The organism is Herbiconiux sp. FW305-C-125, from assembly GCF_058783455.1.
Window position 1 is genome coordinate 305065 of record NZ_JBYSYO010000003.1, and the last position, 25800, is coordinate 330864.

Consider the following 25800-nt stretch of genomic DNA (forward strand, 5'->3'; position numbering starts at 1 on the left):
AGTCAATCTACCTACCTGCTGAGTGGTCTTTTCTTAACGAAGTCGGGGGGACCAGCAAGGCTGGTCCCCCCGACCGATGGTGAGGCGATGTTACGGGGTGGAGGGCGACTCCACCTTGATCGAACCGTCGATGATGCCGGCCTTGATCGCGTCGAGCTCGCTCTGCAGGTCGGGGCTGACCTTGCTCTCGAAGTCGTGGAACGGCGCGATGCCGACGCCATCGTTCTCGAGCGTGCCGATGAAGGGCTCCGCGTCGAAGTTGCCGGCCGCGGCGGTGTCGACCACGTCGACGACGCCCGCCTTGACACCCTTCAGCACCGAGGTGAGGAAGAGCGACTTCAGGTCGGGGGCGGTCTCGTAGTTGTCGGAGTCGACGCCGATCAGCGCGATGTCCTTGCCCGAGTCCTTGATGGCCTCACCGGCGGAGAGGAAGATCGGTCCACCGACGGGGAGGATGACGTCGGCACCCTGGTCGATCAGGCCCTGAGCGGCGGTCTTGGCCTCGACACCGGCGGCGAAGCCACCCGTGAACGAACCGGTCTGCGCGGCGACGTCCCAGCCGATGGCCTTGACGTTCGTGCCCTTCTGCTGGTTGTAGTAGTTCACGCCGTCGACGAAGCCGTCCATGAAGATGGTGACCGACGGGATCTGCATGCCACCGAAGGTGCCGACGGTGCCCGACTTGCTGTAGCTCGCGGCGGTGTAGCCGGCGAGGAACGCAGCCTGAGCGGTGTCGAAGACGATGGGCTTGACGTTCGGCAGGTCGATCGACGAGTCGTCGATGATCGAGAAGTTCACGTCGGTGTTCGCCTCGGCCGCGGCCTTGGTGGCGTCGGCGAGGAGGAACCCGACCGAGATGATGAGGTTGCAGCCGCCGCTGACCAGCTGGTCGATGTTCGGGGCGAAGTCGGTGTCGGCCGAGGACTCGACGGTGACCGGCTCGACGCCGAGCTTGTCAGCGGCCTCGGTGAGACCCTCGTAGCCGGCCTGGTTGAACGACTTGTCGTCGAATCCGCCCGAGTCCGAGACCATGCAGGGAACGAAGTCGCTCGCGGTGTCGCTGCCGCTCGTCGACGCCGTGTCGGACGGCGCGGATGCGCACCCGGCGAGAAGAGCTGCCACCCCGAGGGTGGCGAAGCCGGCCAGCGTGGCACGGCGCAGGTTGATGCTCAAGATGTCCTCCAAGTTGCTGCCCTGCAAGGTGCGCAGGTGCTGTGTGAGAGACACGTTACCGAAAGTTACGCCCCAGGACAGGGGGTACCGCGCTTCGCGTCGCAAGCGTTACAAAGCCGCGATCACGACGTAATCTGCGCGAAATGTCCACCGCATCCGTGTGAAACGCTACGGAGTGGAGGGCGAATCGACGGTGATCTTCCCGGCGACGATGTCGGCTTTCAGGCCGTCGAGCTCGGTGGACAGCTCCGCGGGCACGGCGGATGCCAGGTCGTGGAACGGAGCGAGCGCCACGCCGCCGTTCTCGAGCGTGCCGACGAACGGCTCGGGCGAGAACGAACCGTCGAGGTCGTCGCCGATGATCTCGACGACGGCGTCGCCGGTGTTCTTCATGACGCTCGTGAGCACGATCGGCTGGTATTCGGCAGGCAGGGTGTCGAAGCCGTCGTTGTCGACCCAGATGATCGACACCCCGGATGCCTCGGCCGCCGCGTTCGCCGCGCCCTCGCCGACCTGACCGGCGACCGGAAGGATCACGTCGGCGCCCTGGTCGATGAAGCCCTGCGTCACCGTCTTGCCCTTGTTGATGTCTTCGAAGTCGCCGGTGAACACGCCGTCCTGGCTGGTCTTGTCCCAGCCGAGGGCCTGCACCTGGGTGCCGTGCACCTCGTTGTACTTCGCGACGCCGTCGACGAAGCCGTCCATGAAGAGGGTGACGGGCGGCTGGTTGCCGCCGCCGAAGGTGGCCACCTTGCCGGTCCTGGAGACGCCGGCGGCCAGGTAGCCCGCGAGGTAGGACGCCTGCGCGGTGTCGAAGAGGATGGGCTTGACGTTCGGGGCGTCGACGGTCTCGTCGACGATGGCGAAGTGCACGTCGGGGTGCTCGCCCGCTGCGGCGAGGGTGGCATCGGCCAACTCGTAGCCCACGGTCAGCACGAACCCGCACCCGGAGTCGACCGCCTGGGTCACGTTCGGCGCGAGGTCGGTCTCGGCGGTCGAGACGAGCACCTGGGCGTCGATCCCGAACTCCTTCTCGGCCGCCTGCATCCCCTCCCAGCTCGACTGGTTGAACGACCGGTCGTCGAGCCCCCCGGAGTTCGTCACCATCCGAGCGCAATACTCCCCCGCCGCCGAGGTCGCCGCATCCGTCCCCTTCACCGGAGCAGGAGCACACCCCGCCAGCCCCACCACAACCGCCGCACCAGCGAGCGCTGCCACCCCAAGAATCCCGCGTCTACCCATACCCAAATCCTATGCAGTCCCACATCACACGGCACGAGATCGCAGGCCGCGGGCCGCGCTCGACGACCCAGGGTGAGCGCTCGGCCGCGAAGCGACCGAACGCGAACATGTCGCCTCGCGCCGCAGAAGCGGCGGCGCGAGCAGTTAGGGCCCGCCCAGCCGAAGGCCGGGCGAGCCCGAAGAAGTGCAGCTACAGCACGTCCCCCGACCCCCCCGCCCGCAGCGCGTCCACCACCGACTTCACCCGCTGCGCGTGCTCGCTCGTGGTGACGAGCAGCGCGTCCGGGGTGTCCACCACCACGATGTCGTGCACGCCGATGAGGCTGATCACGCGCTTGGACTGCGACACGACGATGCCGCTGGAGGAGTCGGCGAGCACGCGGGCGTTCTTGCCGAGGATGGCCAGTTCGCTCCCCCGCCCGGCGCTGTGCAGCTTGGCGATGGAGGCGAAGTCGCCCACGTCGTCCCAGTCGAAGTCGCCGGGGATGACGGCGAGGCCGCCGGCGGCGGCCGCGGGTTCGGCGATGGAGTAGTCGATGGCGATCTTCTTGAGCGTCGGCCAGACCCGGTCGACCACGACGCCGCGCTGCGGGGTGTCCCACGCTTCCGCCAGCTCGAGGATGCCCGCGAGGAGCTCGGGCTCGGTCTCGCCCAGCTGGGCGAGCAGCCGGTCGGCGCGGGCGATGAACATGCCCGCGTTCCAGAGGTACTTGCCGGACTTGAGGTAGCGCCGCGCCGTGGCGAGGTCGGGTTTCTCGACGAAGTTGTCCACCCGCAGCGCCTGCGGCGCCCCGTCGATCGTGAGTTCTTCGGCGGTGCGGATGTAGCCGAAGCCGACCGCCGCATCCGTCGGTGTGATGCCGATGGTGGCGATGTAGCCGGCGTCGGCCACGGCCACCGCCTGCACCACGGCGGCGCGGAAGCGCTCGGGGTTCGTGATGACGTGGTCGGCGGCGAACGAGCCGACGATGACCCCGGGCTCACGGCGCTCGAGGATGGCGGCGGCCAGCACGATGGCGGCCGTGGAGTCGCGCGGTTCGCTCTCGAGCACCACGTTCTGGTCGGCCAGGTTCGGCAGCTGCTCCTCCACCGCGGCGCGGTGCGCGCGGCCGGTCACGACCATGATGCGCTGCTCGCCCGACAACGGGGCGAGCCGCTCCCAGGTGTCCCGCAGGAGGCTCTGCCCCGACCCGCTCAGGTCGTGCAGGAACTTCGGCGCGTCGGCGCGGGAGAGCGGCCACAGCCGGGACCCGATCCCCCCGGCCGGGATGACGCTGTACAGCCGGTCGAGGGCGGAGGGAGTCGAATTCATGCGCACAGCCTACCCAGCGCCGATGACACCCCCAGACGCTCACCGACGCGCCACCTCGATGTCACCGGCGGTCCATGTCGTCTTCCTACCGTCGAGTCGTGGCCGGATGAGGCCGCACGCCGACCTGCGGAGGCACCGATGCGAGTTGCGATCATCAGCGAGAGCTTTCTCCCCACCGTCAACGGAGTCACGAACAGCGTCTGCAAGGTGCTCGATCACCTCGCCGACAACGGTCACGAGGCGATCGTGATCGCCCCCGCGGCCGGTTCGCCGTCGCACTACCGCGGCTTCCCAGTGCACCAGGTGCCGTCGGTGGCCTACCGCCAGTTCCCGATGGGCATCCCGAACGCCCAGGTGTCGCGGCTGATCGCGAAGTTCGCGCCCGACGTGCTGCACGCGGCGTCGCCGTTCCTCCTCGGCGCGCAGGGCATCGCGGCCGCGAACCGTCTCGGCATCCCCACCGTCGCCATCTTCCAGACGGATGTCGCGGGCTACGCCAAGCGCAACCGCCTCGGTTCGGCGTCGAAACTCGCCTGGCGCGTCGTGCGTTGGATCCACGACGGCGCCGACCTCACCCTCGTCCCCTCCCTCGCCTCACAGCGTGACCTCGAACGGGCGGGCGTCGAGCGCCTCGCGCTCTGGGGTCGCGGGGTCGACCTCGTGCGCTACCACCCGAACAACCGGATGCGCCCCGCAGCCCGCGCGCTCAACACCCTCCTGGCGGGTGGCCGGCCGGGCGACCCCGACCGCGACGTCGTGGTGGGCTACGTCGGCAGGGTGGCACCAGAAAAGGGACTCGAACGGCTCGCGTCGCTCCGCGGACTGCCGAACCTGCACCTCGCGATCGTGGGCGACGGGCCGAGCGACGACCGCATCCGCTCCCTCCTGCGCGGGATGCCCGTCACCTTCCTCGGCCGTCTCTCCGGCCAGCATCTCGCCGACGCCTACGCGAGCTTCGACGTCTTCGTGCACACCGGCACCGAGGAGACCTTCGGGCAGACGCTCCAGGAGGCGCACGCCAGCGGGCTCCCGGTCGTGGCGCCGGCCGCCGGCGGCCCGCTCGACCTCGTGTGGCACGGCGAGAACGGCTACCTCTTCGACCCGGCCGACCCCGACGACCTGAGGGCGGGCATCCGTTCGCTGGTCGACGATCCGGCGCTGCGGTCGCGCATGGGCGAGGCCGGGCGGCGGGCTGTGCTGGGCAAGTCATGGGAGGCTCTGTGCAGCGAGCTGCTGCAGCACTACGCCTCGGTGAGCACACCGGTGAAGGCGCGCAGGCGCACTCCGGTCGGCTCACACGCCTGAATACAACCGGGTATTCGCAAGCCTTCTCGCCCTGTGTTTTCGCGGGAGCGACGGATGCGCCCTGCTGTATACAAATTAGGTACGCCTTACAAGCATCCGGCCATTTCTGAGCGTAGACTGCACTTGGTCGTGGATCGAGTGCGCACCGTTCGACGTGCGGGCGATCGCGAATCCTACTGAAGCCAAGGAGGGTTGTTCGTGGCCATGAATACGGCGGGAACGATGACACCGCGGCGGCCAGCAGGCACCCTGTACCGCGGCCGCGAAGGCATGTGGTCGTGGGTGCTGCACCGCATCACCGGGGTCGCGATTTTCTTCTTCCTACTCGTGCACGTGCTCGACACCGCGATGGTGCGGGTCGCCCCCGAGGCCTACAACGCGGTCATCGACACCTACAAGAACCCGCTGATGGGGCTCGGTGAGCTGGCTCTCGTGGCGGCCATCGTCTTCCACGCGTTCAACGGCATCCGCATCATCCTGATCGACCTGTGGTCGAAGGGGGCGAAGTACCAGCGGGTGATGTTCTGGATCGTGATCGGCCTGTGGGTGGTCACGATGATCGGCTTCGCGCCGCGTCAGCTCATCAACGTGTTCAGCGAGGTGGGGCACTGATGGCCACCACGATCGACTCCCCCCGCGCGCCCCACACCGTCCGCCGCTCGCGCGGCGTGAACTGGGAGAAGTGGGGCTGGATCTACATGCGCGCCTCGGGCGTCGTGCTTCTCATCCTCATCTTCGGCCACCTGTTCGTGAACCTCTGGCTCGGCGACGGCATCAAGGCCATCGACTTCGCCTTCGTCGGCGGCAAATGGAGCGACCCGTTCTGGCAGGTGTGGGACTGCCTGATGCTCTGGCTCGCCCTCATCCACGGCGGCAACGGCATGCGCACCATCGTGAACGACTACGCCACCCGGGCGATCACCCGCAAGATCCTGCTCGGCGGCATCCTCGTGGCCGTCGTGGCCGAGATCGTGCTCGGCACGCTCGTCATCTTCACCTTCGACCCGTGCCCGGCCGGTTCGCCCGCCGATCTGCTGCCCTCGTTCTGCAGCACCATCAACCAGTAGTCCCTATCGTGAGTGAGTCCGTGACCCAGTTCGAAGACGGCGCCGTGATCGACGGCGTGCACTACCACCAGTTCGACATCGTGATCGTGGGCGCGGGCGGTGCCGGCATGCGCGCCGCCATCGAGGCCGGCCCCAAGGCGAAGACCGCGGTCATCTCGAAGCTGTACCCCACCCGCTCCCACACCGGTGCGGCGCAGGGCGGCATGGCGGCGGCGCTCGCCAACGTCGAGGAAGACAACTGGGAGTGGCACACCTTCGACACCGTGAAGGGCGGCGACTACCTCGTCGACCAGGATGCGGCGGAGATCCTCGCGAAGGAGGCCATCGACGCGGTCATCGACCTCGAGAACATGGGCCTGCCGTTCAACCGCACCCCCGAGGGCAAGATCGACCAGCGCCGCTTCGGCGGGCACACCCGCGACCACGGCAAGGCGCCGGTTCGCCGGGCCTGCTACGCGGCCGACCGCACGGGCCACATGATCCTGCAGACGCTGTTCCAGAACTGCGTGAAGCTCGGCATCAACTTCTTCAACGAGTACTACGCGCTCGACCTCGTGATGACGTCGGTGGACGGTGTGGACAAGCCCAGCGGCGTCGTGGCCTACGAACTCGCCACCGGCGAGATCCACGTCTTCCAGGCCAAGGCGGTCATCTTCGCCACCGGCGGCTTCGGCAAGATCTACAAGACCACCTCGAACGCGCACACCCTCACCGGCGACGGCGTGGGCATCATCTGGCGCAAGGGCCTGCCGCTGGAGGACATGGAGTTCTTCCAGTTCCACCCGACCGGATTGGCGGGGCTGGGCATCCTGCTCACCGAGGGAGCGCGAGGCGAGGGCGCGATCTTGCGCAACGCCTCCGGTGAACGGTTCATGGAGCGCTACGCGCCCACCATCAAAGACCTGGCGCCGCGCGACATCGTGGCGCGCTGCATGGTGCAGGAGGTCGCGGAGGGTCGCGGCGCCGGCCCGCACAAGGACTACGTGCTGCTCGACTGCACCCACCTCGGTGCCGAGGTGCTCGAGACGAAGCTGCCCGACATCACGGAGTTCGCGCGCACCTACCTCGGTGTCGACCCCGTGGTCGAACCGGTGCCCGTCATGCCGACGGCGCACTATGCGATGGGCGGCATCCCCACCAACATCAAGGCCGAGGTGCTCTCCGACAACGACACCGTCGTGCCGGGCCTCTACGCCGCCGGCGAGTGTGCCTGCGTCTCGGTGCACGGCTCGAACCGCCTCGGCACCAACTCGCTGCTCGACATCAACGTGTTCGGCAAGCGCAGTGGCAACAACGCCGCCGAGTACGTGCAGACGGTCGACTTCACGCCGCTGCCGCCCGAACCGGCCAAGGCGATCGTCGACCTCGTCGCGTCACTCCGCAACGGGACGGGCACCGAGCGCATCGCGGCCATCCGCAAGGAGCTGCAGGACGAGATGGACAAGAACGCGCAGGTGTTCCGCACCGACGAGTCGCTCGCCTCCGTCACGAAGACCATCCACGGGCTCCGCGAGCGCTACCGCAACATCCAGGTGCAAGACAAGGGGAAGCGGTTCAACACCGACCTGCTCGAGGCGATCGAGCTCGGCTTCCTGCTCGACCTGGCCGAGGTCGTCGTCTACTCCGCGCGCAACCGCCAGGAGTCGCGCGGCGGTCACATGCGCGACGACTTCCCGAAGCGCGACGACGAGACCTACATGAAGCACACGATGGCGTACCTCTCCGGAGACCCGCACTCGAGTGATGCCGCCGACCACATCCGGCTCGACTGGAAACCCGTCGTCGTGACGCGCTACCAGCCGATGGAGAGGAAGTACTGATGTCCCTGGTTGTTGACGAAGCCCCCGCCGGCGGACCGGCACCCGAGGCGCCGGTCGAAGCCTTCACGGTGACGCTGATCATCCGTCGTTTCGACCCGGATGTCGACACCGAGCCGCGCTGGCAGGACTTCGACGTGCAGATGTACGCGACCGACCGCATCCTCGACGCGCTGCACAAGATCAAGTGGGAGCAGGACGGGTCGCTCACCTTCCGTCGCTCGTGCGCGCACGGCATCTGCGGGTCGGATGCGATGCGCATCAACGGCCGCAACCGCCTCGCCTGCAAGACGCTCATCAAAGACCTCGACATCTCGAAGCCCATCTACGTGGAGGCCATCAAGGGCCTGCCGCTCGAGAAAGATCTCATCGTCGACATGGAGCCGTTCTTCGCTTCCTACCGCGAGGTGCAGCCCTTCCTGCAGTCGGCGACCGAGCCGCCGAAAGACAAGGAGCGCATCCAGTCGGTGGCCGACCGCGCCCGCTTCGACGACACCACGAAGTGCATCCTCTGCGCCGCGTGCACCTCGTCGTGCCCCGTGTTCTGGACCGACGGGCAGTACTTCGGCCCCGCTGCCATCGTGAACGCGCACCGCTTCATCTTCGACTCGCGCGACGAGGCGGCGTCGACCCGCCTCGACATCCTCAACGACAAGGAGGGGGTGTGGCGCTGCCGCACCACCTTCAACTGCACGGATGCCTGCCCCCGCGGCATCCAGGTCACCCAGGCCATCGCCGAGGTGAAGCAGGCCATTATGCGCGGCAAGCCCTAACCCGCCCCACCCCGCCGCGCTGCCCTGCCGTTTTCAGGCGAATGTCCCGTTCTCAGGTGCCCACCACCTGAGAACGGGACATTCTCGTCGGATCTCCTGAACACGGCGAACCGCCCACCTCGTTCACATCCTCCAGCTACCGCTGACTTATCCACAGTCTCAGGGTTCACTACCCGCTCTCGCGCCCGACGCGGGATGGTCAACGGATGCACGCCTCACGCCGTCCCGTCCAGTCGATCTTCACCACGGCCCAACTCGTCGCCGCCGGACACACCCGGTCATCCCTGCGTCGCGCGGTGACCAGCGCCAGCCTGGTGCCGATCCGTCGCGGTCACTACGCGCTGCCGAGCGCACCCAGCGAGCTCGTGCGTGCAGTGCGGCTGGGTGGGCGCGCGGCATCGACCACCGCCCTGCGGCACTGGCAGCTCTGGACGCCACCCGACGAGCGCTTGCACGTCAGGGTTCCCTCCAACGCGGGCAGGCTCCGCGACCCCGACTCTGGTCGCCCGCTCGGTCGGCGCGACGACGTGGTACTCCATTGGGGCGGAGGAGGCGTCGAGGGTGCCGACCCATCGGTAGAGAGCCTGCCGAGGGCCATCCTGACCGCCGCCCGGCACGAGCCGCACTGGCACACGATCGCCACCCTCGACTCCGCGCTTCACCGCCGGACCATCAGCGCGGCCGAGCTCCGCACAGCGTTTGCCGGATGCCCCGACAACCTTGCCCGATGTCTGCGCCAAGTCGATGCGAAGGCAGAATCCGGGACCGAGTCCGTCGCGCGGGTTCGATTCGCCGATGCGGGAATCGCTGCTGACACCCAGGTCTGGATCACGTCGAAGATTCGAGTTGATCTCATGATCGACAGATGGCTCGTGGTCGAACTCGACAGCCGAGAAGTCCACGGCTCGGCCGACCAGTCCTCGCGGGACTACCGGCGGGACACCGAACTCCTCCTGCTCGACCTCGGCGTGCTGCATTTCGATTACGCCCAGGTCATGTTCGACTGCCCAGCCGTGCTGGAGGCGACGCGGGCGACGCTCTTCCGAGGCCGCGATGCCGCCCTCGGCCAAGTCCCCGATTCAGGTTCCCTCAGCCGCCTGTCCCCTTTTCAGGCCCGACGCTCCTGAATACAGGACATATTCCTGAAATCGGGACGGGGCATGTGCAAGGCGGCAAGTCCGGTGCGAACGGGCGGGCCAGGCGGCGGGCGGGTGCGGGCGGGCCACGGCTCGGGGCGCCGATATGGACGGGCGAGGCGCGGATGGGGCGGGCCGTGCGCGGATGGGGCGGGCGGTGCGCGGATGGGCCGGGCGGTGCGCGGATGGGGACGGGCGGTGGGGCGGGGGGCGTTCTAGGCTCGTGGGCATGAGTGAGGAGCGGGACGGGGCGGGACGGGACACTGCTGCCGGTGGGGAGCACGGCGCTGGACGGCGGGACCCGCGCGGGACGGAGCGCGGCGCTGGGCGGCGGGACCCGGGCGGCTCGCGGCGCGGCACCGCCGTCGCGGACGACCGGGCCACCACCCGGAGCGGGGGCGGGGTGCGGCCGGCCGTGGCGGTGACGAAGAAGGACGAGGCGCCCGAGAAGCCCAAGTCGGGCATCCAGCGGCTGATCGCCTGGGTGATGGCGCTGCGGCCGGTGCGGGTGTTCCTGCGGTTCGGCGCGAGCGGCGGCGAGATCATGGCGTCGGGGATGTCGTTCCAGGCCGTCTTCGCCATCTTCGCCGGCATCTGGGTGGGCTTCTCCATCTTCGGCATCGTGCTGGCCTCGAATCCGTCGCTCATGGATGCGGTGGTGCAGCAGCTGAGCAACGCCATCCCCGGGCTCATCGGCAAGGACGGCGCGATCGACCCGGACACCCTTGCGTCCGCGCGCATCCTCGGCTGGACGGGCGCGATCGCCCTCGTCGGACTCGTCCTGACGGCGGTCGGCTGGCTCGCGTCGACGCGCGACTCCATCCGGCGCATCTTCAAGCTCGACCCGCCCACCACGAATTTCGTACTGCTGAAGCTCAAGGACTTCGGGCTCGCCCTCGGCTTCGGCGTGGCCATCGTGCTCTCCTCGGCCGTGAGCCTCATCAGCAACCAGGGTCTCTCGTTCGCGTTCGACCTCGTGGGCGTCGACTCCGAGTCCCCCGTCGCCCTGTTCCTCGCGTGGCTCGTCGGCGTGCTCGTGGTGTTCGCCTTCGACAGCTTCGTGCTCGGCGTGGCGTTCCGGGTGCTCTCGGGCGTGAAGATCCCGCTGCGCCGGCTGGTCGCGGGTGCGGTGATCGGTGGCGCCGGGCTCGGGGTGCTGAAGATCCTCGGCAGTCAGCTGCTCGGCGGCGCCAGCTCGAATCCGCTGCTGGCGTCGTTCGCGGTGATCATCGGGATCATGATCTTCCTGAACCTGGTGTGCCGGGTCATCCTGCTCTCGGCCACCTGGATCGCCGTGGGCATGGACGACGCCGGCATCGACCCGCGGGCGCTCACGCCCGAGCAACTGGAGATCGAGCGCCAGAAGCGGGTGGCGGATGCGCGCGACACACTCGTCTCCGCCGAACGCGAGCGGCTGCAGAACGAGCTCGCGAGCAGTCATGGGCTCACCCGCCGCCGGGTGCGCAAGAAGCTCGAGCGGCTCGACCGACTCGACCGAGCGGATGCGGTGAAACTCTCGAAGAGGCTCTGACCGGCGCCCGGCCGCACCCGCCAGCGGTGTCAGTGGCCGCCGCTACAGTAGATGCATGCCCCAGAAGCCCCTCCGTGTCGCCTCCGTCAACGTGAACGGCGTGCGCGCCGCGTTCCGGAACGGCATGGGCGAGTGGCTGGATTCCCGCGCCGTCGACATCCTGGCCCTGCAGGAGGTGCGCGCCGAGACGAGCGATCTCGAGGGCCTGCTCGGGCCGGAGTGGAACATCCTGCACGACCCCGCCACCGCCAAGGGCCGGGCGGGCGTCGCGCTCGCCAGCCGTGACCGGGCGAACATCCACCGCGTGACTTTCGGGCCGGAGGACTTCGACAGCGCCGGGCGGTGGCTCGAGGCCGACTACGAGTGGGGCGACAAGCTGGTGACGGTGGTGTCGACCTACGTGCACTCGGGCGTCGCTGACACCCCGAAGCAAGACGAGAAGTACAAGTTCCTCGACGCGATGCTCGTGCACCTGCCGCTGCTGCGCGAGCACAACCCGCTCTCGCTCGTGGTGGGCGACCTCAACGTCGGCCACCGCACCCTCGACATCAAGAACTGGAAGGGCAATGTGAAGCGCGCCGGCTTCCTGCCCGAGGAGCGGGCCTACTTCGACAAGTTCCTCGGCGCCGAGGGCGACCCGGCGTACAACAACGGCGCCGGCCTCGGCTGGGTCGACATCGGCCGCCGATGGCACGGCGAGGTCGAGGGCCCCTACACCTGGTGGTCGCAGCGCGGGCACGCGTTCGACAACGACACCGGCTGGCGCATCGACTACCAGCTCGCCACACCCGACCTCGCCGCCACGGTCACGAACTACACCGTCGACCGCGCGGCCACCCACGACGCCCGGTGGAGCGACCACGCTCCCGTCGTCGTCGACTACCAGCTGTAAATTCATGGCTGCGCCGCCGCTGCTGCGGCGCAGCATTCCTACCGGAACTGTGAGAACCATTCCATGACTGACACCGTCAAGCCCCGCCTGCTCTCGGGCATGCAACCATCTGCCGATTCGCTGCACCTCGGCAACTTCATCGGCGCCCTGCTCAGCTGGAAGAAGCTGCAGGAGTCGCACGACGCCTTCTTCTTCCTCGCCGACCTGCACGCCATCACGGTGCCGCAACACCCGGCCGAACTCCGCGCCAACACCCGCCGCACCACGGCGCAGTACATCGCGGCCGGCATCGATCCAGACAGGTCGACGCTGTTCGTGCAGTCGCAGGTGCCGGCGCACGCCGAACTCGCCTGGGTGCTGAACACGCTCACCGGCTTCGGCGAAGCGGCCCGCATGACGCAGTTCAAAGACAAGGCGGCCAAGCAGGGGCAGGACTCGGCGTCGGTCGGCCTCTTCACCTACCCCATCCTGCAGGCGGGCGACATCCTGCTCTACCAGGCGGTCGACGTGCCAGTGGGCGAAGACCAGCGGCAGCACATCGAGCTCACCCGCGACCTCGCGACGCGCTTCAACTCGCGATTCGGCGAGACGTTCACCGTGCCGAAACCGTACATCCTGAAAGACACCGCGAAGATCTACGACCTGCAGAACCCCACCGCCAAGATGTCGAAGTCGGCGGAGTCGAGTGCGGGGCTGATCTGGCTGCTCGACGACCCCAAGGTCACCGAGAAGAAGATCATGCGTGCGGTGACGGATACCGATGGCGAGGTGCGCTTCGACCGTGAGGCCAAGCCGGGGCTGGCAAATCTGCTGACGATCTTCGCCATCCTCACCGACCGCTCGGTCGACGAGGTGGTGGCGGAGTTCGCCGGCGGCGGCTACGGCACCCTGAAGAAGGCGCTGGCCGAGGTGGTGGTGGGCACGGTGGCGCCCATCCGCGAGCGCACCCTCGAGCTGCTCGACGACCCGGCCGAGCTCGACCGCATCCTCGCCGTGAGCGCCGACCGCGCGAACGAGGTCGCCGAGGTCACGCTCGCCACCGTATACGACCGCGTCGGCTTCCTCCCCCGCCACCGCTGAGCCAATACGCCCGCCAGGCAGGCGAGCAGGCGAGCAGGCGAGCCATTCTCAGACCGCTACGGGGGCGTGACGCCATGCCCTGGCCCGGTGACGCCCTCCGCCCTGGGGGGGCTCGCTGATGCGGCGAGGGCGGTGTGCGGGGTGGTGGGTTGCGCCGACCCGCCGCCGCGGGATGCGCCCATCGGCGGCAGCTGCGGCTACATCTGCGGCGGCGACGCGAGCAGGTGGCGCACGAGGGCGCGGGTCTGCGCGGGGTCGCCTCGGCGGCTGAGCGACTGCACGATGAGCGCCCCGAGGATGGCGTCGCCGAGGGGCTCGACCGGCGTCGACGCGGGCAGCTGCCCGTCGGCGACACCGGCCGCGAGCCGCTCCGCGAGCGAGCGCTCCACTCCGAGGCTCGCGCTGAGCTGGTCGCCCACCGCGGCGTCCTCGGCCGCGGCGCCGACGAGCGACCGCAACAGCGCGCTGCCGCCCGGGTTCTCGAGGACGGTGAGGATGCGCCCGAGCCAGGTCTCGACATCCGCGATCAGCTCGCCCGTGTTCGGCACGTCGAAGTCCACGGGGAACAGGCGGCCCTCGATCAGGCAGTCGGCGATCAGCGCTCCGCGTGAGGGCCACCACCGGTAGATCGTCTGCTTGCCGACCCCCGCCGCCCGCGCGATCCCCTCGATGGTCAAGTGGTCGTACCCCTGCTCGCGGAAGAGCCGCGCGGTCGCGTCGAGAATCGACTCCCGGGCCGCGGCGCTGCGGGTGGGGCCGGCTCTGTGGTCACTCATCGGTTCAGGATATCGTCAGACTCTAGACGAGACGTCGCGTATGCTCAGGGGCGGGAACGGACCGAGCGCCGTCGAGCGCCCGAACGAGGAGATCAGATGGCGTCGCTGTTGTACCGTTTGGGCTCGTTCGCGGCCCGCCGCGGCTGGGCGGTCATCGCCTCCTGGGTCGTCATCCTGGGCCTCGCTGTCACCGCGTTCCTCACCCTCGGCGGATCCCTCAGCAACAGCTTCGACATCCCCGGCACGGCCTCGGGCGCGGTCATCGACGAGCTGGCCGAGAAGCTGCCCGACACCGCCGGCGGCACCGGAACGGTCGTCTACCAGACCACCGACGGCCAGCCGTTCACGGATGCCCAGAAGCAGGCCATCTCCGACCTCGCCGCCAGCGCCGGCGACCTCGACGGCGTCGCCTCCGTGCTCGACCCGTTCGCCGCCGCCCAGCAGCAGGCCGACCAGGCGCAGCAGCTGGCCGACGGGCAGCAGCAGCTGGCCGACGGCCGCACCCAGCTCGACGCCGGCCAGGCGCAGCTCGACGCCGGCAAGGCCCAGCTCGATGCGGCGCAGCAGCAGCTGACGGATGCCCGAACTCAGGCCGAGGCCGGCGGCGCGCCGCCCGAGCAGCTCGCCGCCCTCGACGCCCAGCAGGCCCAGCTCACCGCGCAGCTCGACGCACTCGCCGAGCAGCAGGCCACCCTCGACGAGCAGCGTACGCAGCTCGAGGCCGGCGCGGCGAAGGCCGAGCTCGGGCAGACGCTGAGCGACCTCGCCGACGGGATCGGCGTCGTCTCGGCCGACGGCTCCGCCGCCATCGTGAACGTCTCGTTCACCGAGCCGCGACTCGACCTGCCGGAAGAGGTCAAGCAGGCCACCATCGCCCACTTCGAGGACTCACCCGTCGACGGCACCACGGTCGACTTCGGCACCGACATCGCCCAGGGCATCCCGGAGATCTTCGGGGTCGGAGAAGCGGCGGGTCTCGTCTTCGCGGCGATCGTGCTGATCGTGATGCTCGGCTCGATCGTGGCGGCGGCCCTCCCGATCGTGACCGCGCTGGTCGGCGTCGGGGTCGGGGTGACGGCGAGCCTGGCCTTCTCGGGTCTCGTGGACATGGCATCCGTCACCCCGGTGCTCGGCGTCATGCTCGGCCTCGCCGTGGGCATCGACTACACCCTCTTCATCGTGAACCGGCATCGCAAACAGTTGCTGGCCGGTGTGCCCGTGCTCGAGTCGATCGGCCTGGCCACCGGCACCTCGGGCACCGCGGTCGTGTTCGCCGGCTCGACCGTGATCGTCGCGCTTCTCGCCCTCAACGTGACGGGTGTGCCCTTCCTCGGCCTCATGGGCACGGTCGGCGCGGTCTGCGTCGCAGTGGCGGTGCTGGTGGCGATCACGCTCGCGCCGGCCGTGCTCGGCCGGGTCGGCGAGCGCCTGCTCAGCCGGCGGGCTCGGGCGAGCATCGGGCACGCCAAGCACGCCACCGTCGCGGTGAAGCCGATGAGCACCCTCCGCGCGGTCGTGACCGTGGTGGCCACGATCGCCGCGCTGCTGGTGGTCGCCATCCCGGCCCTCTCGATGCGGCTCGGTCTGCCCGACGGGTCGAGCGAGCCGGCGGGCTCGACCAGCTACCGCTCGTTCGAGATCGTGGAGTCCCAGTTCGGACCGGGAGCCAACAGCCCCCTGCTGGTCAGCGCCACTGTGCCCGCGGGCCTGAGCGACGACGATCTCCTCCGCACCCAGGTCGACGTGGCGCAGACGCTGTCCGATCAGGCTGACGTGGTGGCCGTGGCGCCGGTCGCCACCGCCGATGACAACACATTGCTCGCCTTCCAGGTGCTGCCCGCCGAGGGCCCGAACAGTGCGAGCACCGAGCAGCTCGTGCAGAGCATCCGCTCGCTGCCGGCCGTCGACGGGCCGACCGGCGACATCGTGCTGGGCGTCGCCGGGCAGGCAGCCATCAACATCGACATCTCCGAGGCCCTCGCCGACGTGCTCCCGCTCTACCTGATCGTGGTGGTGGGCCTGTCGCTCATCATCATGATCGTGGTGTTCCGCTCGCTCCTGGTGCCGCTCATCGCGACCGGCGGATTCGTGCTGTCGCTGTTCGCCACCTACGGCCTCACCGTCGCGGTGTTCCAGTTCGGCTGGGGCGCGGAGCTCATCGGGCTGCACAACACCGGTCCGGTGCTGAGCTTCCTGCCGATCATCCTCGTCGGCATCCTGTTCGGCCTGGCCATGGACTACCAGTTGTTCCTCGCCTCCGGCATGCGCGAGGCGTTCGTGCACGGCTCGCCCGCCCGCCTGGCGGTGGCGCAGGGCTTCCGGGCCGGCCGCTCGGTGGTGATCGCTGCGGCGCTCATCATGGTGTCGGTGTTCGGCGGCTTCATCTTCTCGGACTCCACGATCATCCGCTCGTTCGGCTTCGGAATGGCGTTCGGGGTGCTGATCGACGCCTTCGTGGTGCGGATGCTCTTGATGCCGGCGCTCATGCACCTCCTCGGCCGCTCGGCCTGGTGGTTGCCGCGCTGGCTCGACCGGGTGCTGCCGAACGTCGACATCGAGGGCGCGAGCCTCGAGCGCGACCACCCCGGGGTGCAGACCGGCGGTGTGCCGACCGCCGGCTGACGCTCAGTGCAGACCCTCAGTGCTCACGCTCAGTGCAGGTCGTCGACCGCCCCGACGATCTCCTCCCGCACCCGGCGGAGGTCTTCGAGCAGTGAGCCGATGAGGATCCAGTGCGCCGGATCGGGTGAGAGCGCCCGGATGGGCGCCGTGAGCGCGGGCTCCGAATCGCTCAGCCGCTCCTCCTCGCCGGCCGGCAGCGCCACGTTCTCCATCACCAGCCGCAGGTCGTGCGCGGCCCGGCGGAGCTCCTCGGCGATGGAGGTCACCATCGGCTCGTCGCGCAGGCTGTCGTCGTAGTGGTCGTTGATCGACCGCGTCATGCCGAGGGTCCGCGTGATCACGCGGCCGAGCATCGACAGCAGCTCCGCATCCGTCGTCAGTACCTGGCGGTGCGCCGAGCGGCGCGGGTTGAAGCGCAGGCTGTCCTCGGCCGTCTCGAGGGTGGCGGTCGCGCGGGCCTGCATGGGCCGCAGCAGCCGGGCCTCGACCAGCAGCAGCGTGCGGGATTTCTCGTCGCTCGGGGCGGTCAGCACCTCGGCGAGCTTGTCCATGATGGCGGCCACCTCGCGACCCAGGCCGGCGATGGCGTCGTGCGCCGGCTGCACGGCGAGCGGCGGAACGATCAGCCAGTTCACGAACACGCCGATCACCGCGCCGACGACGGTCTCGATGATGCGCTCGACCGCGTAGCCGGGCGTCTGCGCGCCGACCGAGAGCACCAGGATGGCCGTGATGGGCACCTGCACGGTGGAGGACTGCGGAAAGCGAAGCGCCCATCCCACCAATAGGGAGATGACGATGGCCGCGAGGATCAGCCAGCTCGGCGCCCCGAAAATCAGCCCGACCGTGTAGGCGACCACCACGCCCACGATCACGCCGATCGAGCGTTCCACCGCGCGGCTGAAGGACTGATTCACGCTCGGCTGCACCACGAGGATCGCCGCGATCGCCCCGAAGATCGGCGGCTCGTCGGTGGCGATGAACGAGCACGCCACCCAGGCGATGATGGCGGCCGCCGCGGTCTTGAGCACCTGGAGCAGGGGCGTGCGAGCGGATGCCTGGAACGACCGCACCGGCGCCATCGACGCCTGCGCCACCGACCGCCAGCGTGCACGGGGGCCCGGGCCGGGGTCGCTCATACCGCCGGCACCGCCCGTCGTTCCGCCCGCGCTCACTCCTCCACAGTAGCCGCGCGCCCCGGGCTCAGCACTCGACGACGTTGACCGCGAGGCCGCCGAGCGCGGTCTCCTTGTACTTGTCGCTCATGTCGCGGCCGGTCTCGCGCATGGTGGTGATCACCTGGTCGAGGCTGACGTGATGACTGCCGTCGCCCCAGAGCGCCATCTTGGCGGCGTTGATCGCCTTCGAGGCGGCGATGGCGTTGCGCTCGATGCAGGGGATCTGCACCAGCCCGCCGATCGGGTCGCAGGTGAGACCGAGGTTGTGCTCCATCGCGATCTCGGCCGCGTTCTCGACCTGCTCCGGGGTGCCGCCCATCACTTCGGCGAGTCCCGCCGCCGCCATGGACGACGCCGAGCCCACCTCGCCCTGGCACCCGACCTCCGCGCCCGAGATCGACGCCTGTTCCTTGTAGAGCACACCCACCGCCGCGGCGGCGAGCAGGAACCGCACGCAGACGTCGTCGTCGTCGAGCCCGTTCTCCGGCAGGTACGTGCGGGCGTAGTGCAGCACAGCCGGCACGATGCCCGCTGCACCGTTGGTGGGGGCCGTCACCACGCGGCCACCCGACGCGTTCTCCTCGTTCACCGCGAGGGCCACGAGGTTCACCCACTCCTGCCAGAACTCGGGCGCACCGTTCGGGTCGGCCGCCCGCAGCCGTTCCCGCCACTCGGGCGCACGCCGGCGCACCTGGAGCCCTCCCGGCAGCACCCCGGAGCGCGCGAGGCTCGTCGCGACGCACTCGTCCATCACGTCCCGGATGCCCAGCAGCCGCGTCGTCACCTCCGCCGCCGCCCCCTCCCCGCCGCCGCCGGCCAGCGCGACCTCGTTAGCCAGCATGACGTCAGCGAAGCCGACCCCCCGAACCCGGCAGTGCTCGAGCAGCTCGGCGGCCGTGCGGAACGGGAAGGGCGCCGTGATTGCCGCACCACCGCCTCCCCGTGCGGCCGCGCCCTCATCGCCCTCCCGTTCCACGAACCCGCCGCCGACCGAGTAGTACGTCTCCTCGGCCAGCACGGCCCCGTCCGCCCCGAACGCGGTGAACCGCACACCGTTCGTGTGTCGCGGCAGCACGGTGAGCGGATGCATGACCACGTCGCGCTCGGTCAGCGCGATCGGCAGCCGCCCGGCCAGCCGGGTGACGCCGTCGGCCGCAATGGCGGCGCGCCGCGCATCCACCTCGGCCGGCGTCACGGTCTCGGGTCGCAGCCCTTCGAGCCCGAGCAGCACCGCGGTGGGTGTGCCGTGCCCGGGCCCGGTGGCCGCGAGCGAGCCGTAGAGGTCGACTCGCACGGCCTCCACCGCCTCGAGGCGGCCGCCGTCGAGAAGACCCTCGACGAAATATGCCGCAGCACGCATGGGCCCGACGGTGTGGGAGCTCGACGGGCCGATGCCCACCGAGAAGAGATCGAAGATGCTGAGCGTCACGGGACTCCATTCGAGGTCGGCGCGTGGTCGCGCCGCTGGGTGTCCCTCTCCGCTCTGTACCTGACCTGAGAGATTCCACGGCGATCGCCGCTTGCCCCGTCGGTGGAACGCCGGCGGCAGTGCCCCGCCGGAACTCGCTCTCCAGAGTCGCCCAACGGCAGCGGTGCTGGGGCCTGAGAGTTTCCCGGAGAGGAATTGCTCCTACGGCGCCGACCCGACGGCTCTCGGGCGGACTCTCCCGCTGCTGTTCGAAGGCTTGTTGAATTTGTTGGTGCCAGTTGATTGCTGCCGAACCTACCAGACTCAGTTCACGAGATCGAGGTGGTCTTCCCCGCGGCCTCGACCCGGGCATCCGGAACCCGCACCCGGTGCTCGCCGAATACCCACATCCGGTAGAGCACGAAGCGGAACACCGCACCGAGCGCCAGGCCGATCACGTTGCCGGAGATGTTGTCGGCGAGCAGCGACGTGAAGTGCAGCACGTAGTGCGAGAACCACAGGCACGCCAGGCCGATGCCCATTCCCGCGATGCTCACCGCGAAGAACTCGATGCTCTCGCGGAGCATGTCGGCGCGGCGGCGCTCTTTGAACGTCCAGTACCGGTTGCCGAGCCAGTTCACGAGGATGGCGAGGGCGGTGGAGATGAGTTTCGCGATGACCGGGCCCTCGTGCATGTGGGACGGATCCATGACGGTGGTGCGCAGGAGGTTGAAGACCCCCACGTCCACGACGAAACCGACGCCGCCCACGAGGCCGAACCGCACGAATTCCACAGCGAGAATGCGAAGGCGCGACTTCGTTACGGGCGCACTTGTCATAGCGAGAAAACCGTTCTTACATGTGAACTAAGAGAGTGGAACTTTTCGTATCTTCCAAGAGAATGCTGAGCGTAGCTGGGGAAAATGAACAGAAAGCATCGATACGCTTTCCAGCGCCGCCGGTCCGGCAGCACCTGATCGATTGAGGAAACTATGGCGAAAACTGTCGTGGTGATACCGACTTACAACGAAATCGGCTCCATCGCCAGTGTCACGGCGCGAGTCCTCGCCGCCGAGACCGGTGTCGAGGTGCTGATCGTCGATGACAACTCCCCCGACGGCACCGGCCAGCTGGCCGACGATCTGGCAGCCGACGACGCGCGCATCCACGTGCTCCACCGCACCGAGAAGAACGGGCTGGGTGCCGCGTACGCCGCGGGGTTCCGCTGGGCGCTGGCCCGCGACTACGACTTCGTGGTCGAGATGGATGCCGACGGCTCGCACCAGCCCGAGGAGCTCCCCCGGCTCACCGCCCTCCTTCGGGGCGGCGCCGACATGGCCATCGGCACCCGCTGGATTCCGGGCGGCGTCATCAAGAACTGGCCCGCCTACCGCAAGCTCATCTCCCGTTCGGGCACGGCGTACGCCCGCATCATGCTGCAGTCGAAGCTGCACGACCTGACGAGCGGTTACCGCGGCTTCCGGGCCGACTCGTTGCGCACGATCGACTTCGGCACCGTGAACTCGCAGGGCTACTGCTTCCAGATCGAGCTGGCCTGGCTGTTCGAGCGCTCCGGTGGCACGATCGGCGAGTTCCCGATCACCTTCATCGAGCGCGAGGAGGGCGTGTCGAAGATGTCCACCGGCATCGTCGTCGAGGCGCTGGCGAAGGTGACCGGTTGGGGTCTGTCGAGCGTGGTCGGCCGCGCTCCCGCGCCGCTCGCGCTGCCGGCGGCCCGGATCGTGCCGTAGCCCGCGCTCACCCTGCCCGGGTCGGGAATATCCTCGCTCCGGGCGCGTTGCGGTATAACAGTTGTAAGAAACGTGCTCCGGGGTCAGTGAGAATCTGAACCGGCGGTGACAGTCCGCGAGCTCGTCCCGCTGTTCGCAGCGGGCGGGTTGATCTGGTGGAATTCCAGAACCGACGGTGATGGCAGTGCCGCAAGGCCTGTCGAGTCCGGATGGGAGGAAGCACGGGCGGCCCGGCGATCGCGGGGCGGCCGGCGCATTCTCGCGCACCCCCGGGGCCACGTCAGCAGACGAGGACCGGATGAACGCCACCACCACCGAGGCCGCCGCGATGGCTCGCGCCCTCGAGCTCGCCCTGCGGGGGCCGCGCCACGGCGTGAACCCGCAGGTGGGGTGCGTGCTGCTCTCCCCCGCCGGCGAGGTCATCGCCGAGGGCTGGCACCGCGGCGCCGGAACGGCGCACGCCGAGGTCGACGCCCTGTCGAAGCTCCCCCATCCCGCGCTCGCCCAGGGCGCGACCGCCGTCGTGACCCTGGAGCCGTGCAACCACCTGGGCCGCACCGGCCCGTGCAGCGTCGCCCTGATCGAGGCCGGCGTCGCCCGCGTCGTCTACGCCGTGGCCGACCCGGGCGAACGCTCGCACGGCGGCGGCGAGCGGATGCGCGCGGCCGGCCTCGAGGTCGAGCAGGGCCTCGGTGCCGAGGCCGTCGAGGAGGCCATCCGCCCCTGGCTGACCGCCGTGCGCCTGCACCGCCCGTTCGTCACCGTGAAGTGGGCGTCGAGCCTCGACGGGCGCGCCGCGGCAGCGGACGGCACGAGCCAGTGGATCACCGGGCCGGCGGCGCGCGCCGACGTGCACCGGCGCCGCGCCGACGCCGACGCGATCGTGGTGGGCACGGGCACGGTGCTCGCCGATGACCCGGCGCTCACGGCGCGCGACGACGCTCCGACCGCTGACGGCGGGGCGGGCCTGCTGCCCCATCAGCCGGCACCCGTCGTGATCGGCACGCGCCCGGTGCCGGCCGGGGCACGGGTGCACGGGCATCCGCAGCCCCTCCGGGTGTTCGCCACGCACGACCTCGCCGCTGTGCTCGAGGAGCTCTACGCCGACGAGGTGCGGTCGGTGTTCGTGGAGGGCGGCCCGACGGTGGCGAGCGCGTTCCTCGCGGCGGGGCTCGCCGACGAGCTGCTCGTCTACCTCGCGCCGACGCTCCTCGGTGGGCCACGCAGCGCGCTCACGGAGCTCGGCGTCGGCACCATCGACGAGCAACGCCGGCTGCGCATCACAGACCTCACGAGACTGGGCGACGACATCAGGATCGTCGCACGACCGGACGGCGTGCCGTCCACGAAGGAGTGACCCGGTGTTCACGGGAATCATCGAAGAACTGGGCGAGGTGCTCGCCCTCGAGCACACGGCGGACGCCGCCGTCATCACGGTGCGCGCCCCTCTGGCCGCGAGCGACGCCGGGCACGGCGACTCGATCGCGGTGTCGGGCGTGTGCCTCACCGTCATCGACCAGACCGCCGACAGCTTCACCGCCGACGTGATGGCGCAGACCCTCGCGATGTCGACCATCGGGTCGCTCGCCGTGGGCGACCGGGTGAACCTCGAGCGCGCCGCCCAGGTGGGCGACCGGCTCGGCGGGCACATCGTGCAGGGGCACGTCGACGGCACCGGCACGGTGCTCAGCGTGACCCCGGGTGAGGCCTGGAGCGTGCTGCGCTTCTCGCTCGACGCGGGCCTCGCGCCCCTCGTCGTGGACAAGGGGTCGATCGCGGTCTCGGGCGTCTCGCTCACCGTGTCGGCCATCGGCGACGAGCCCGACGGTTCGCACTGGTTCGAGGTGTCGCTCATCCCCGAGACCCTCGCGGCCACCACGCTCGGCACGCTCGACGTGGGTGACCGGGTGAACCTCGAGACCGACATCCTGGCGCGCCACGTGCAGCGGCTCGCGATGTTCGAGCAGTTCGAAAGGAGCAACTCATGACGCTCTCCCCCATCCCCGAGGTGCTCGAGGCGCTGCGTGCCGGCAAGCCGGTGATCGTGTCCGACGCGGCCGACCGCGAGAACGAGGGCGACGCCATCATGTCGGCCGCCCTCGCCACCCCCGAGTGGATCGCCTGGATGGTGCGCCACACCTCCGGGTACCTCTGCGCGCCCCTGCCGGGCGACCTGGCCGACCGGCTGGCGCTGCCCCCGATGGTGGTCAACAACGAAGACACCCGGCGCACCGCCTACACGATCACCGTCGACGCCTCCTCAGGCGTCACCACCGGCATCAGCGCGCACGACCGGGCCCGCACCCTGAACCTGCTCGCCGACCCGGAGTCGACCCCCGCGAGCTTCATCCGGCCCGGGCACATCCTGCCCGTGCGCGCCGTCGACGGCGGCGTGCGCCAGCGCGCCGGGCACACCGAGGCCGCCGTCGAGCTGATGCGCGCCGCGGGCCTCGCGCCGGTCGGCGTGATCGGCGAGATGATCGCCGACGACGGCTCGGCGATGCTGATGGACGAGCTGCTCGCCACCGGCGAACGCGAAGGGCTCCCGGTCACGACGATCGAGCTGCTGATCGGGTGGCTGAACGAGCAGGACGGGGTGAGCGGCACAGCCACCTCGCCCGCGGCGTCCGCGTCCGCCGATCCCGTGACCGTTCCCGCCTCGGCCGAGGCGGTCGCCGTCGCCGCGCGCAACGACGTCCCCGCCGAGGCGCCCCGCGTCCACTTCGAGGTCGAGACCACCGTCCCCACCACGCACGGCGCCCTCCGGATGCGCGCCTACCGCGATCTCGTGACCGGCGCCGATCACGTGGCGATCGTCGCCGGCGACCCCACCGCGCCCGATGCCCTGGTGCGGGTGCACTCCGAATGCCTGACCGGCGAGGCGTTCGGCTCGCTGAAGTGCGAGTGCGGGCCGCAACTGGACGCCTCGCTCGATCTCATCGCCGAGCACGGCGGTGCGGTCGTCTACCTGCGCGGCCACGAGGGTCGCGGCATCGGCCTCGTCAACAAGCTGCGCGCCTACCGCCTGCAGGAAGACGGCCTCGACACCCTCGACGCGAACGTCGCCCTCGGCCTCCCCGCCGACGCGCGCGACTACGGCGCGGCGGTCGCGATCCTCGAGGATCTCGGCGCCACGAGCATCCGTCTGCTCACCAACAACCCCGACAAGGTGCGCCAGCTCGAAGAGCACGGCGTCACGGTGGCCGAGCGCATCCCGCTCGTGGTGGGCGCATCCACGTTCAACCAGAAGTACCTCGACACCAAGCGCGACCGGATGGGGCATGTGCTCCCCTCGACCGTGCGCTGAAAGGACATGAACCCATGAGCGGAGCAGGAGCCCCGAGTCGCGACCTCGACCTCGACGGCACGGGCCTGAGCATCACGATCGTCGCCGGCACCTGGCACGAGGAGATCACGAACGGGCTGATCGAGGGCGCACGGCGTGCTCTCACCGCGGCCAACGTGACCGTCACCGAAGTGCGGGTGGCAGGCAGCTTCGAGCTGCCCGTCGTCTCGAAGGCGGCACTCGAGGCGGGCGCGGATGCGGTGGTGGCGCTCGGCGTCATCATCCGTGGCGGCACGCCGCACTTCGAGTACGTGTCGGATGCCGCGACCAGCGGGCTCACGCAGGTGAGCATCCTCACCGGCAAGCCCGTCGGCTTCGGCGTGCTGACGCTCGACGACGAGAAGCAGGGCCTCGACCGCGCCGGCCTCCCGGGCTCGAAGGAGGACAAGGGCGCCGAGGCCGCCGAGGCCGCTGTGGCCACCGCGTTGACGCTCCGCGCCATCCGCGGCGCGTAATCCGTCGAGTTCTCCAAACGAAACGGCGACCGCACCCTCAGGGAGGGGCGGTCGCCGTTTCGTTTGGCGAAGTCCGGGCTAGGGCTGAGCGCCGACCCAGCCGACGGAGGCGGCGGCGGCCAGGCTCGCGGCCTCCATCGCGTCGCGCTCGCCGAGTCCGGCGGCAAGACCCGCGGCCAGGGTGCCGCAGAAGCAGTCGCCGGCACCCGTGGTGTCGACGACGGCCGACACGGCGCCGGCCGGCACCTCGTGCTCACCCCAGCGCGACCCCTTCGAGCCCAGGGTCACGAGCACCGAGCGAGGGTGGTAGCCGTCAGCCGCGAGCAACTCGTTCTCGTGCTCGTTCACCACGATCGGGTCGGCCAGGTCGAGCACGTCGCCCGGCAGCGCGGCGTAGGGGGCGAGGTTCAGGATGACGCGAGCCCCGCGCGCTGCGGCGATTCGCGCGGCCTCGGCCACGACCTCGGTGTCGATCTCGAGCGAACCGAGCAGCACGTCGCCCGGTCCGAGCTCGCGGAGCGACGCGAGGTCGCCCACGGTGACGCGGCCGTTGGCGCCGGGCGAGACGATGATCGTGTTCTCGCCGTCGGCCGAGACCGCGATGGCGGCGTGACCGGTGGACACGCCCGTGGTGCGCGAGAGGTGCGCGGTGTCGATGCCGTACCCGGCGAGCCGGCGGAGGTAGGCGTCGCCATCGGCGTCGTCGCCGACCCGGCCCACGAACGAGACCCGGGCGCCCGCTCGCGCCGCCGCGACCGCCTGGTTCGCGCCCTTGCCACCGAAGTACTTCACCAGGTCGCCGCCCATGAGGGTCTCGCCGGGCTGCGGGTGCCGTTCGACCTCCACCGTCGAATCGATGTTCAACGAACCCACGACGACCACTCTGCCCACGTGCCACTCCCTCGAAAGACGTACCCCCGACATCTTAGGGCAGCG

The 25800-nt window shown here is 69.7% G+C and carries 23 protein-coding genes and 2 riboswitches; of the genes, 15 read left to right on the forward strand and 8 right to left on the reverse strand.

All coding sequences use genetic code 11. From position 1 onward, the window contains the following. Window positions 1-90 precede the first annotated feature (90 nt). From AC3WLB_RS11760 to AC3WLB_RS11770, 3 genes are all read right to left on the reverse strand, one after another. Complete coding sequence (locus AC3WLB_RS11760) at window positions 91-1173, reverse strand: BMP family lipoprotein (RefSeq protein WP_492506204.1); 1083 nt, start codon at window positions 1171-1173, stop codon at window positions 91-93. A gap of 168 nt (window positions 1174-1341) precedes the next feature. Beyond that, window positions 1342-2415, reverse strand: a complete 1074-nt coding sequence (locus AC3WLB_RS11765; RefSeq protein WP_492506140.1) for a BMP family lipoprotein — start codon at window positions 2413-2415, stop codon at window positions 1342-1344. Window positions 2416-2605: 190 nt separating this feature from the next. Then, entirely contained in the window at window positions 2606-3727 is a 1122-nt protein-coding gene (locus AC3WLB_RS11770; RefSeq protein WP_492506142.1) for a mannose-1-phosphate guanylyltransferase, read from the reverse strand. Between the two features lie 138 nt (window positions 3728-3865). On the opposite strand from AC3WLB_RS11770, the gene AC3WLB_RS11775 reads away from it, so the two are divergent. The 9 genes from AC3WLB_RS11775 (at window position 3866) to trpS (ending at window position 13328) form a co-directional block, all read left to right on the forward strand. Further along, on the forward strand, window positions 3866-5032 hold the full coding sequence (locus AC3WLB_RS11775; protein WP_492506144.1) for a glycosyltransferase family 4 protein: 1167 nt from the start codon (window positions 3866-3868) through the stop codon (window positions 5030-5032). Window positions 5033-5236: 204 nt separating this feature from the next. Beyond that, window positions 5237-5644, forward strand: coding sequence for a succinate dehydrogenase, cytochrome b556 subunit (gene sdhC / locus AC3WLB_RS11780; protein WP_492506206.1), 408 nt, complete (start codon window positions 5237-5239; stop codon window positions 5642-5644). Beyond that, complete coding sequence (locus tag AC3WLB_RS11785) at window positions 5644-6099, forward strand: succinate dehydrogenase hydrophobic membrane anchor subunit (protein WP_492506146.1); 456 nt, start codon at window positions 5644-5646, stop codon at window positions 6097-6099. Before sdhC ends, AC3WLB_RS11785 begins: the two co-directional genes overlap by 1 nt. Before the next feature lie 20 nt (window positions 6100-6119). Continuing rightward, complete coding sequence (sdhA, locus tag AC3WLB_RS11790) at window positions 6120-7919, forward strand: succinate dehydrogenase flavoprotein subunit (RefSeq protein WP_031281179.1); 1800 nt, start codon at window positions 6120-6122, stop codon at window positions 7917-7919. Beyond that, window positions 7919-8689, forward strand: coding sequence for a succinate dehydrogenase iron-sulfur subunit (locus AC3WLB_RS11795; protein WP_022895302.1), 771 nt, complete (start codon window positions 7919-7921; stop codon window positions 8687-8689). The genes sdhA and AC3WLB_RS11795 overlap by 1 nt, the downstream gene beginning before the upstream one ends. 206 nt (window positions 8690-8895) lie before the next feature. Continuing rightward, window positions 8896-9816 (forward strand): hypothetical protein, encoded by a 921-nt coding sequence (locus tag AC3WLB_RS11800; RefSeq protein ID WP_492506149.1) that lies wholly within the window; start codon window positions 8896-8898, stop codon window positions 9814-9816. 238 nt (window positions 9817-10054) lie between these two features. Next, on the forward strand, window positions 10055-11356 hold the full coding sequence (locus AC3WLB_RS11805; protein ID WP_492506151.1) for a YihY/virulence factor BrkB family protein: 1302 nt from the start codon (window positions 10055-10057) through the stop codon (window positions 11354-11356). 55 nt (window positions 11357-11411) lie between these two features. Continuing rightward, complete coding sequence (locus AC3WLB_RS11810) at window positions 11412-12248, forward strand: exodeoxyribonuclease III (protein ID WP_492506153.1); 837 nt, start codon at window positions 11412-11414, stop codon at window positions 12246-12248. 63 nt (window positions 12249-12311) lie between these two features. Then, on the forward strand, window positions 12312-13328 hold the full coding sequence (gene trpS, locus AC3WLB_RS11815; protein WP_492506155.1) for a tryptophan--tRNA ligase: 1017 nt from the start codon (window positions 12312-12314) through the stop codon (window positions 13326-13328). A 197-nt stretch (window positions 13329-13525) separates the two neighbouring features. On the opposite strand, the gene AC3WLB_RS11820 is transcribed toward trpS, so the two are convergent. Beyond that, on the reverse strand, window positions 13526-14104 hold the full coding sequence (locus AC3WLB_RS11820; protein WP_492506157.1) for a TetR/AcrR family transcriptional regulator: 579 nt from the start codon (window positions 14102-14104) through the stop codon (window positions 13526-13528). Between the two features lie 96 nt (window positions 14105-14200). Here AC3WLB_RS11820 and AC3WLB_RS11825 point away from each other — a divergent pair, with 96 nt between their 5' ends. Beyond that, the gene (locus AC3WLB_RS11825) at window positions 14201-16726 is read left to right on the forward strand and encodes an MMPL family transporter (RefSeq protein WP_492506159.1); all 2526 of its coding nucleotides are present in this window, start codon (window positions 14201-14203) and stop codon (window positions 16724-16726) included. A 29-nt stretch (window positions 16727-16755) separates the two neighbouring features. Here the strand turns inward: AC3WLB_RS11825 and AC3WLB_RS11830 are convergent, their stop codons facing one another. The 3 genes from AC3WLB_RS11830 to AC3WLB_RS11840 form a co-directional block, all read right to left on the reverse strand. Continuing rightward, window positions 16756-17901: an FUSC family protein gene (locus AC3WLB_RS11830; protein WP_022895295.1), complete on the reverse strand. Its 1146-nt coding sequence runs from the start codon at window positions 17899-17901 to the stop codon at window positions 16756-16758. A 28-nt stretch (window positions 17902-17929) separates the two neighbouring features. Continuing rightward, window positions 17930-19333, reverse strand: coding sequence for an L-serine ammonia-lyase (locus tag AC3WLB_RS11835; protein WP_492506161.1), 1404 nt, complete (start codon window positions 19331-19333; stop codon window positions 17930-17932). 151 nt (window positions 19334-19484) lie between these two features. Further along, window positions 19485-19584: riboswitch (glycine riboswitch) on the reverse strand. A 57-nt stretch (window positions 19585-19641) separates the two neighbouring features. Next, window positions 19642-20106, reverse strand: coding sequence for a GtrA family protein (locus AC3WLB_RS11840; protein WP_492506163.1), 465 nt, complete (start codon window positions 20104-20106; stop codon window positions 19642-19644). A 216-nt stretch (window positions 20107-20322) separates the two neighbouring features. On the opposite strand from AC3WLB_RS11840, the gene AC3WLB_RS11845 reads away from it, so the two are divergent. From AC3WLB_RS11845 to ribH, 5 genes are all read left to right on the forward strand, one after another. Then, a complete protein-coding gene (locus AC3WLB_RS11845) occupies window positions 20323-21063 on the forward strand; it encodes a polyprenol monophosphomannose synthase (RefSeq protein ID WP_492506165.1) in 741 nt (246 codons plus the stop codon). Between the two features lie 69 nt (window positions 21064-21132). After that, a riboswitch (FMN riboswitch) is annotated at window positions 21133-21289 on the forward strand. A gap of 72 nt (window positions 21290-21361) precedes the next feature. Further along, complete coding sequence (gene ribD, locus AC3WLB_RS11850) at window positions 21362-22420, forward strand: bifunctional diaminohydroxyphosphoribosylaminopyrimidine deaminase/5-amino-6-(5-phosphoribosylamino)uracil reductase RibD (protein ID WP_492506167.1); 1059 nt, start codon at window positions 21362-21364, stop codon at window positions 22418-22420. Between the two features lie 4 nt (window positions 22421-22424). Further along, the gene (locus AC3WLB_RS11855) at window positions 22425-23051 is read left to right on the forward strand and encodes a riboflavin synthase (protein WP_492506169.1); all 627 of its coding nucleotides are present in this window, start codon (window positions 22425-22427) and stop codon (window positions 23049-23051) included. Then, complete coding sequence (ribA, locus tag AC3WLB_RS11860; RefSeq protein ID WP_492506171.1) at window positions 23048-24370, forward strand: GTP cyclohydrolase II; 1323 nt, start codon at window positions 23048-23050, stop codon at window positions 24368-24370. Before AC3WLB_RS11855 ends, ribA begins: the two co-directional genes overlap by 4 nt. A gap of 14 nt (window positions 24371-24384) precedes the next feature. Further along, a complete protein-coding gene (ribH, locus tag AC3WLB_RS11865) occupies window positions 24385-24864 on the forward strand; it encodes a 6,7-dimethyl-8-ribityllumazine synthase (protein ID WP_492506173.1) in 480 nt (159 codons plus the stop codon). A 78-nt stretch (window positions 24865-24942) separates the two neighbouring features. Here ribH and AC3WLB_RS11870 read toward each other — a convergent pair whose 3' ends face one another. Continuing rightward, window positions 24943-25737 carry a PfkB family carbohydrate kinase gene (locus tag AC3WLB_RS11870; protein WP_492506175.1) on the reverse strand — a complete coding sequence of 265 codons (795 nt, stop codon included), beginning with the start codon at window positions 25735-25737 and terminating at the stop codon, window positions 24943-24945. Window positions 25738-25800 lie beyond the last annotated feature (63 nt).

Bases quoted from the DNA above. Each gene is read 5' to 3' on its own strand.
- AC3WLB_RS11765 (WP_492506140.1), bottom strand. From the start codon at position 2,415: ATGGGTAGACGCGGGATTCTTGGGGTGGCAGCGCTCGCTGGTGCGGCG.
- AC3WLB_RS11770 (WP_492506142.1), bottom strand. From the start codon at position 3,727: ATGAATTCGACTCCCTCCGCCCTCGACCGGCTGTACAGCGTCATCCCG.
- AC3WLB_RS11775 (WP_492506144.1), top strand. From the start codon at position 3,866: ATGCGAGTTGCGATCATCAGCGAGAGCTTTCTCCCCACCGTCAACGGA.
- sdhC (WP_492506206.1), top strand. From the start codon at position 5,237: ATGAATACGGCGGGAACGATGACACCGCGGCGGCCAGCAGGCACCCTG.
- AC3WLB_RS11785 (WP_492506146.1), top strand. From the start codon at position 5,644: ATGGCCACCACGATCGACTCCCCCCGCGCGCCCCACACCGTCCGCCGC.
- AC3WLB_RS11795 (WP_022895302.1), top strand. From the start codon at position 7,919: ATGTCCCTGGTTGTTGACGAAGCCCCCGCCGGCGGACCGGCACCCGAG.
- AC3WLB_RS11800 (WP_492506149.1), top strand. From the start codon at position 8,896: ATGCACGCCTCACGCCGTCCCGTCCAGTCGATCTTCACCACGGCCCAA.
- AC3WLB_RS11805 (WP_492506151.1), top strand. From the start codon at position 10,055: ATGAGTGAGGAGCGGGACGGGGCGGGACGGGACACTGCTGCCGGTGGG.
- AC3WLB_RS11810 (WP_492506153.1), top strand. From the start codon at position 11,412: ATGCCCCAGAAGCCCCTCCGTGTCGCCTCCGTCAACGTGAACGGCGTG.
- trpS (WP_492506155.1), top strand. From the start codon at position 12,312: ATGACTGACACCGTCAAGCCCCGCCTGCTCTCGGGCATGCAACCATCT.
- AC3WLB_RS11820 (WP_492506157.1), bottom strand. From the start codon at position 14,104: ATGAGTGACCACAGAGCCGGCCCCACCCGCAGCGCCGCGGCCCGGGAG.
- AC3WLB_RS11825 (WP_492506159.1), top strand. From the start codon at position 14,201: ATGGCGTCGCTGTTGTACCGTTTGGGCTCGTTCGCGGCCCGCCGCGGC.
- ribD (WP_492506167.1), top strand. From the start codon at position 21,362: ATGAACGCCACCACCACCGAGGCCGCCGCGATGGCTCGCGCCCTCGAG.
- ribA (WP_492506171.1), top strand. From the start codon at position 23,048: ATGACGCTCTCCCCCATCCCCGAGGTGCTCGAGGCGCTGCGTGCCGGC.
- ribH (WP_492506173.1), top strand. From the start codon at position 24,385: ATGAGCGGAGCAGGAGCCCCGAGTCGCGACCTCGACCTCGACGGCACG.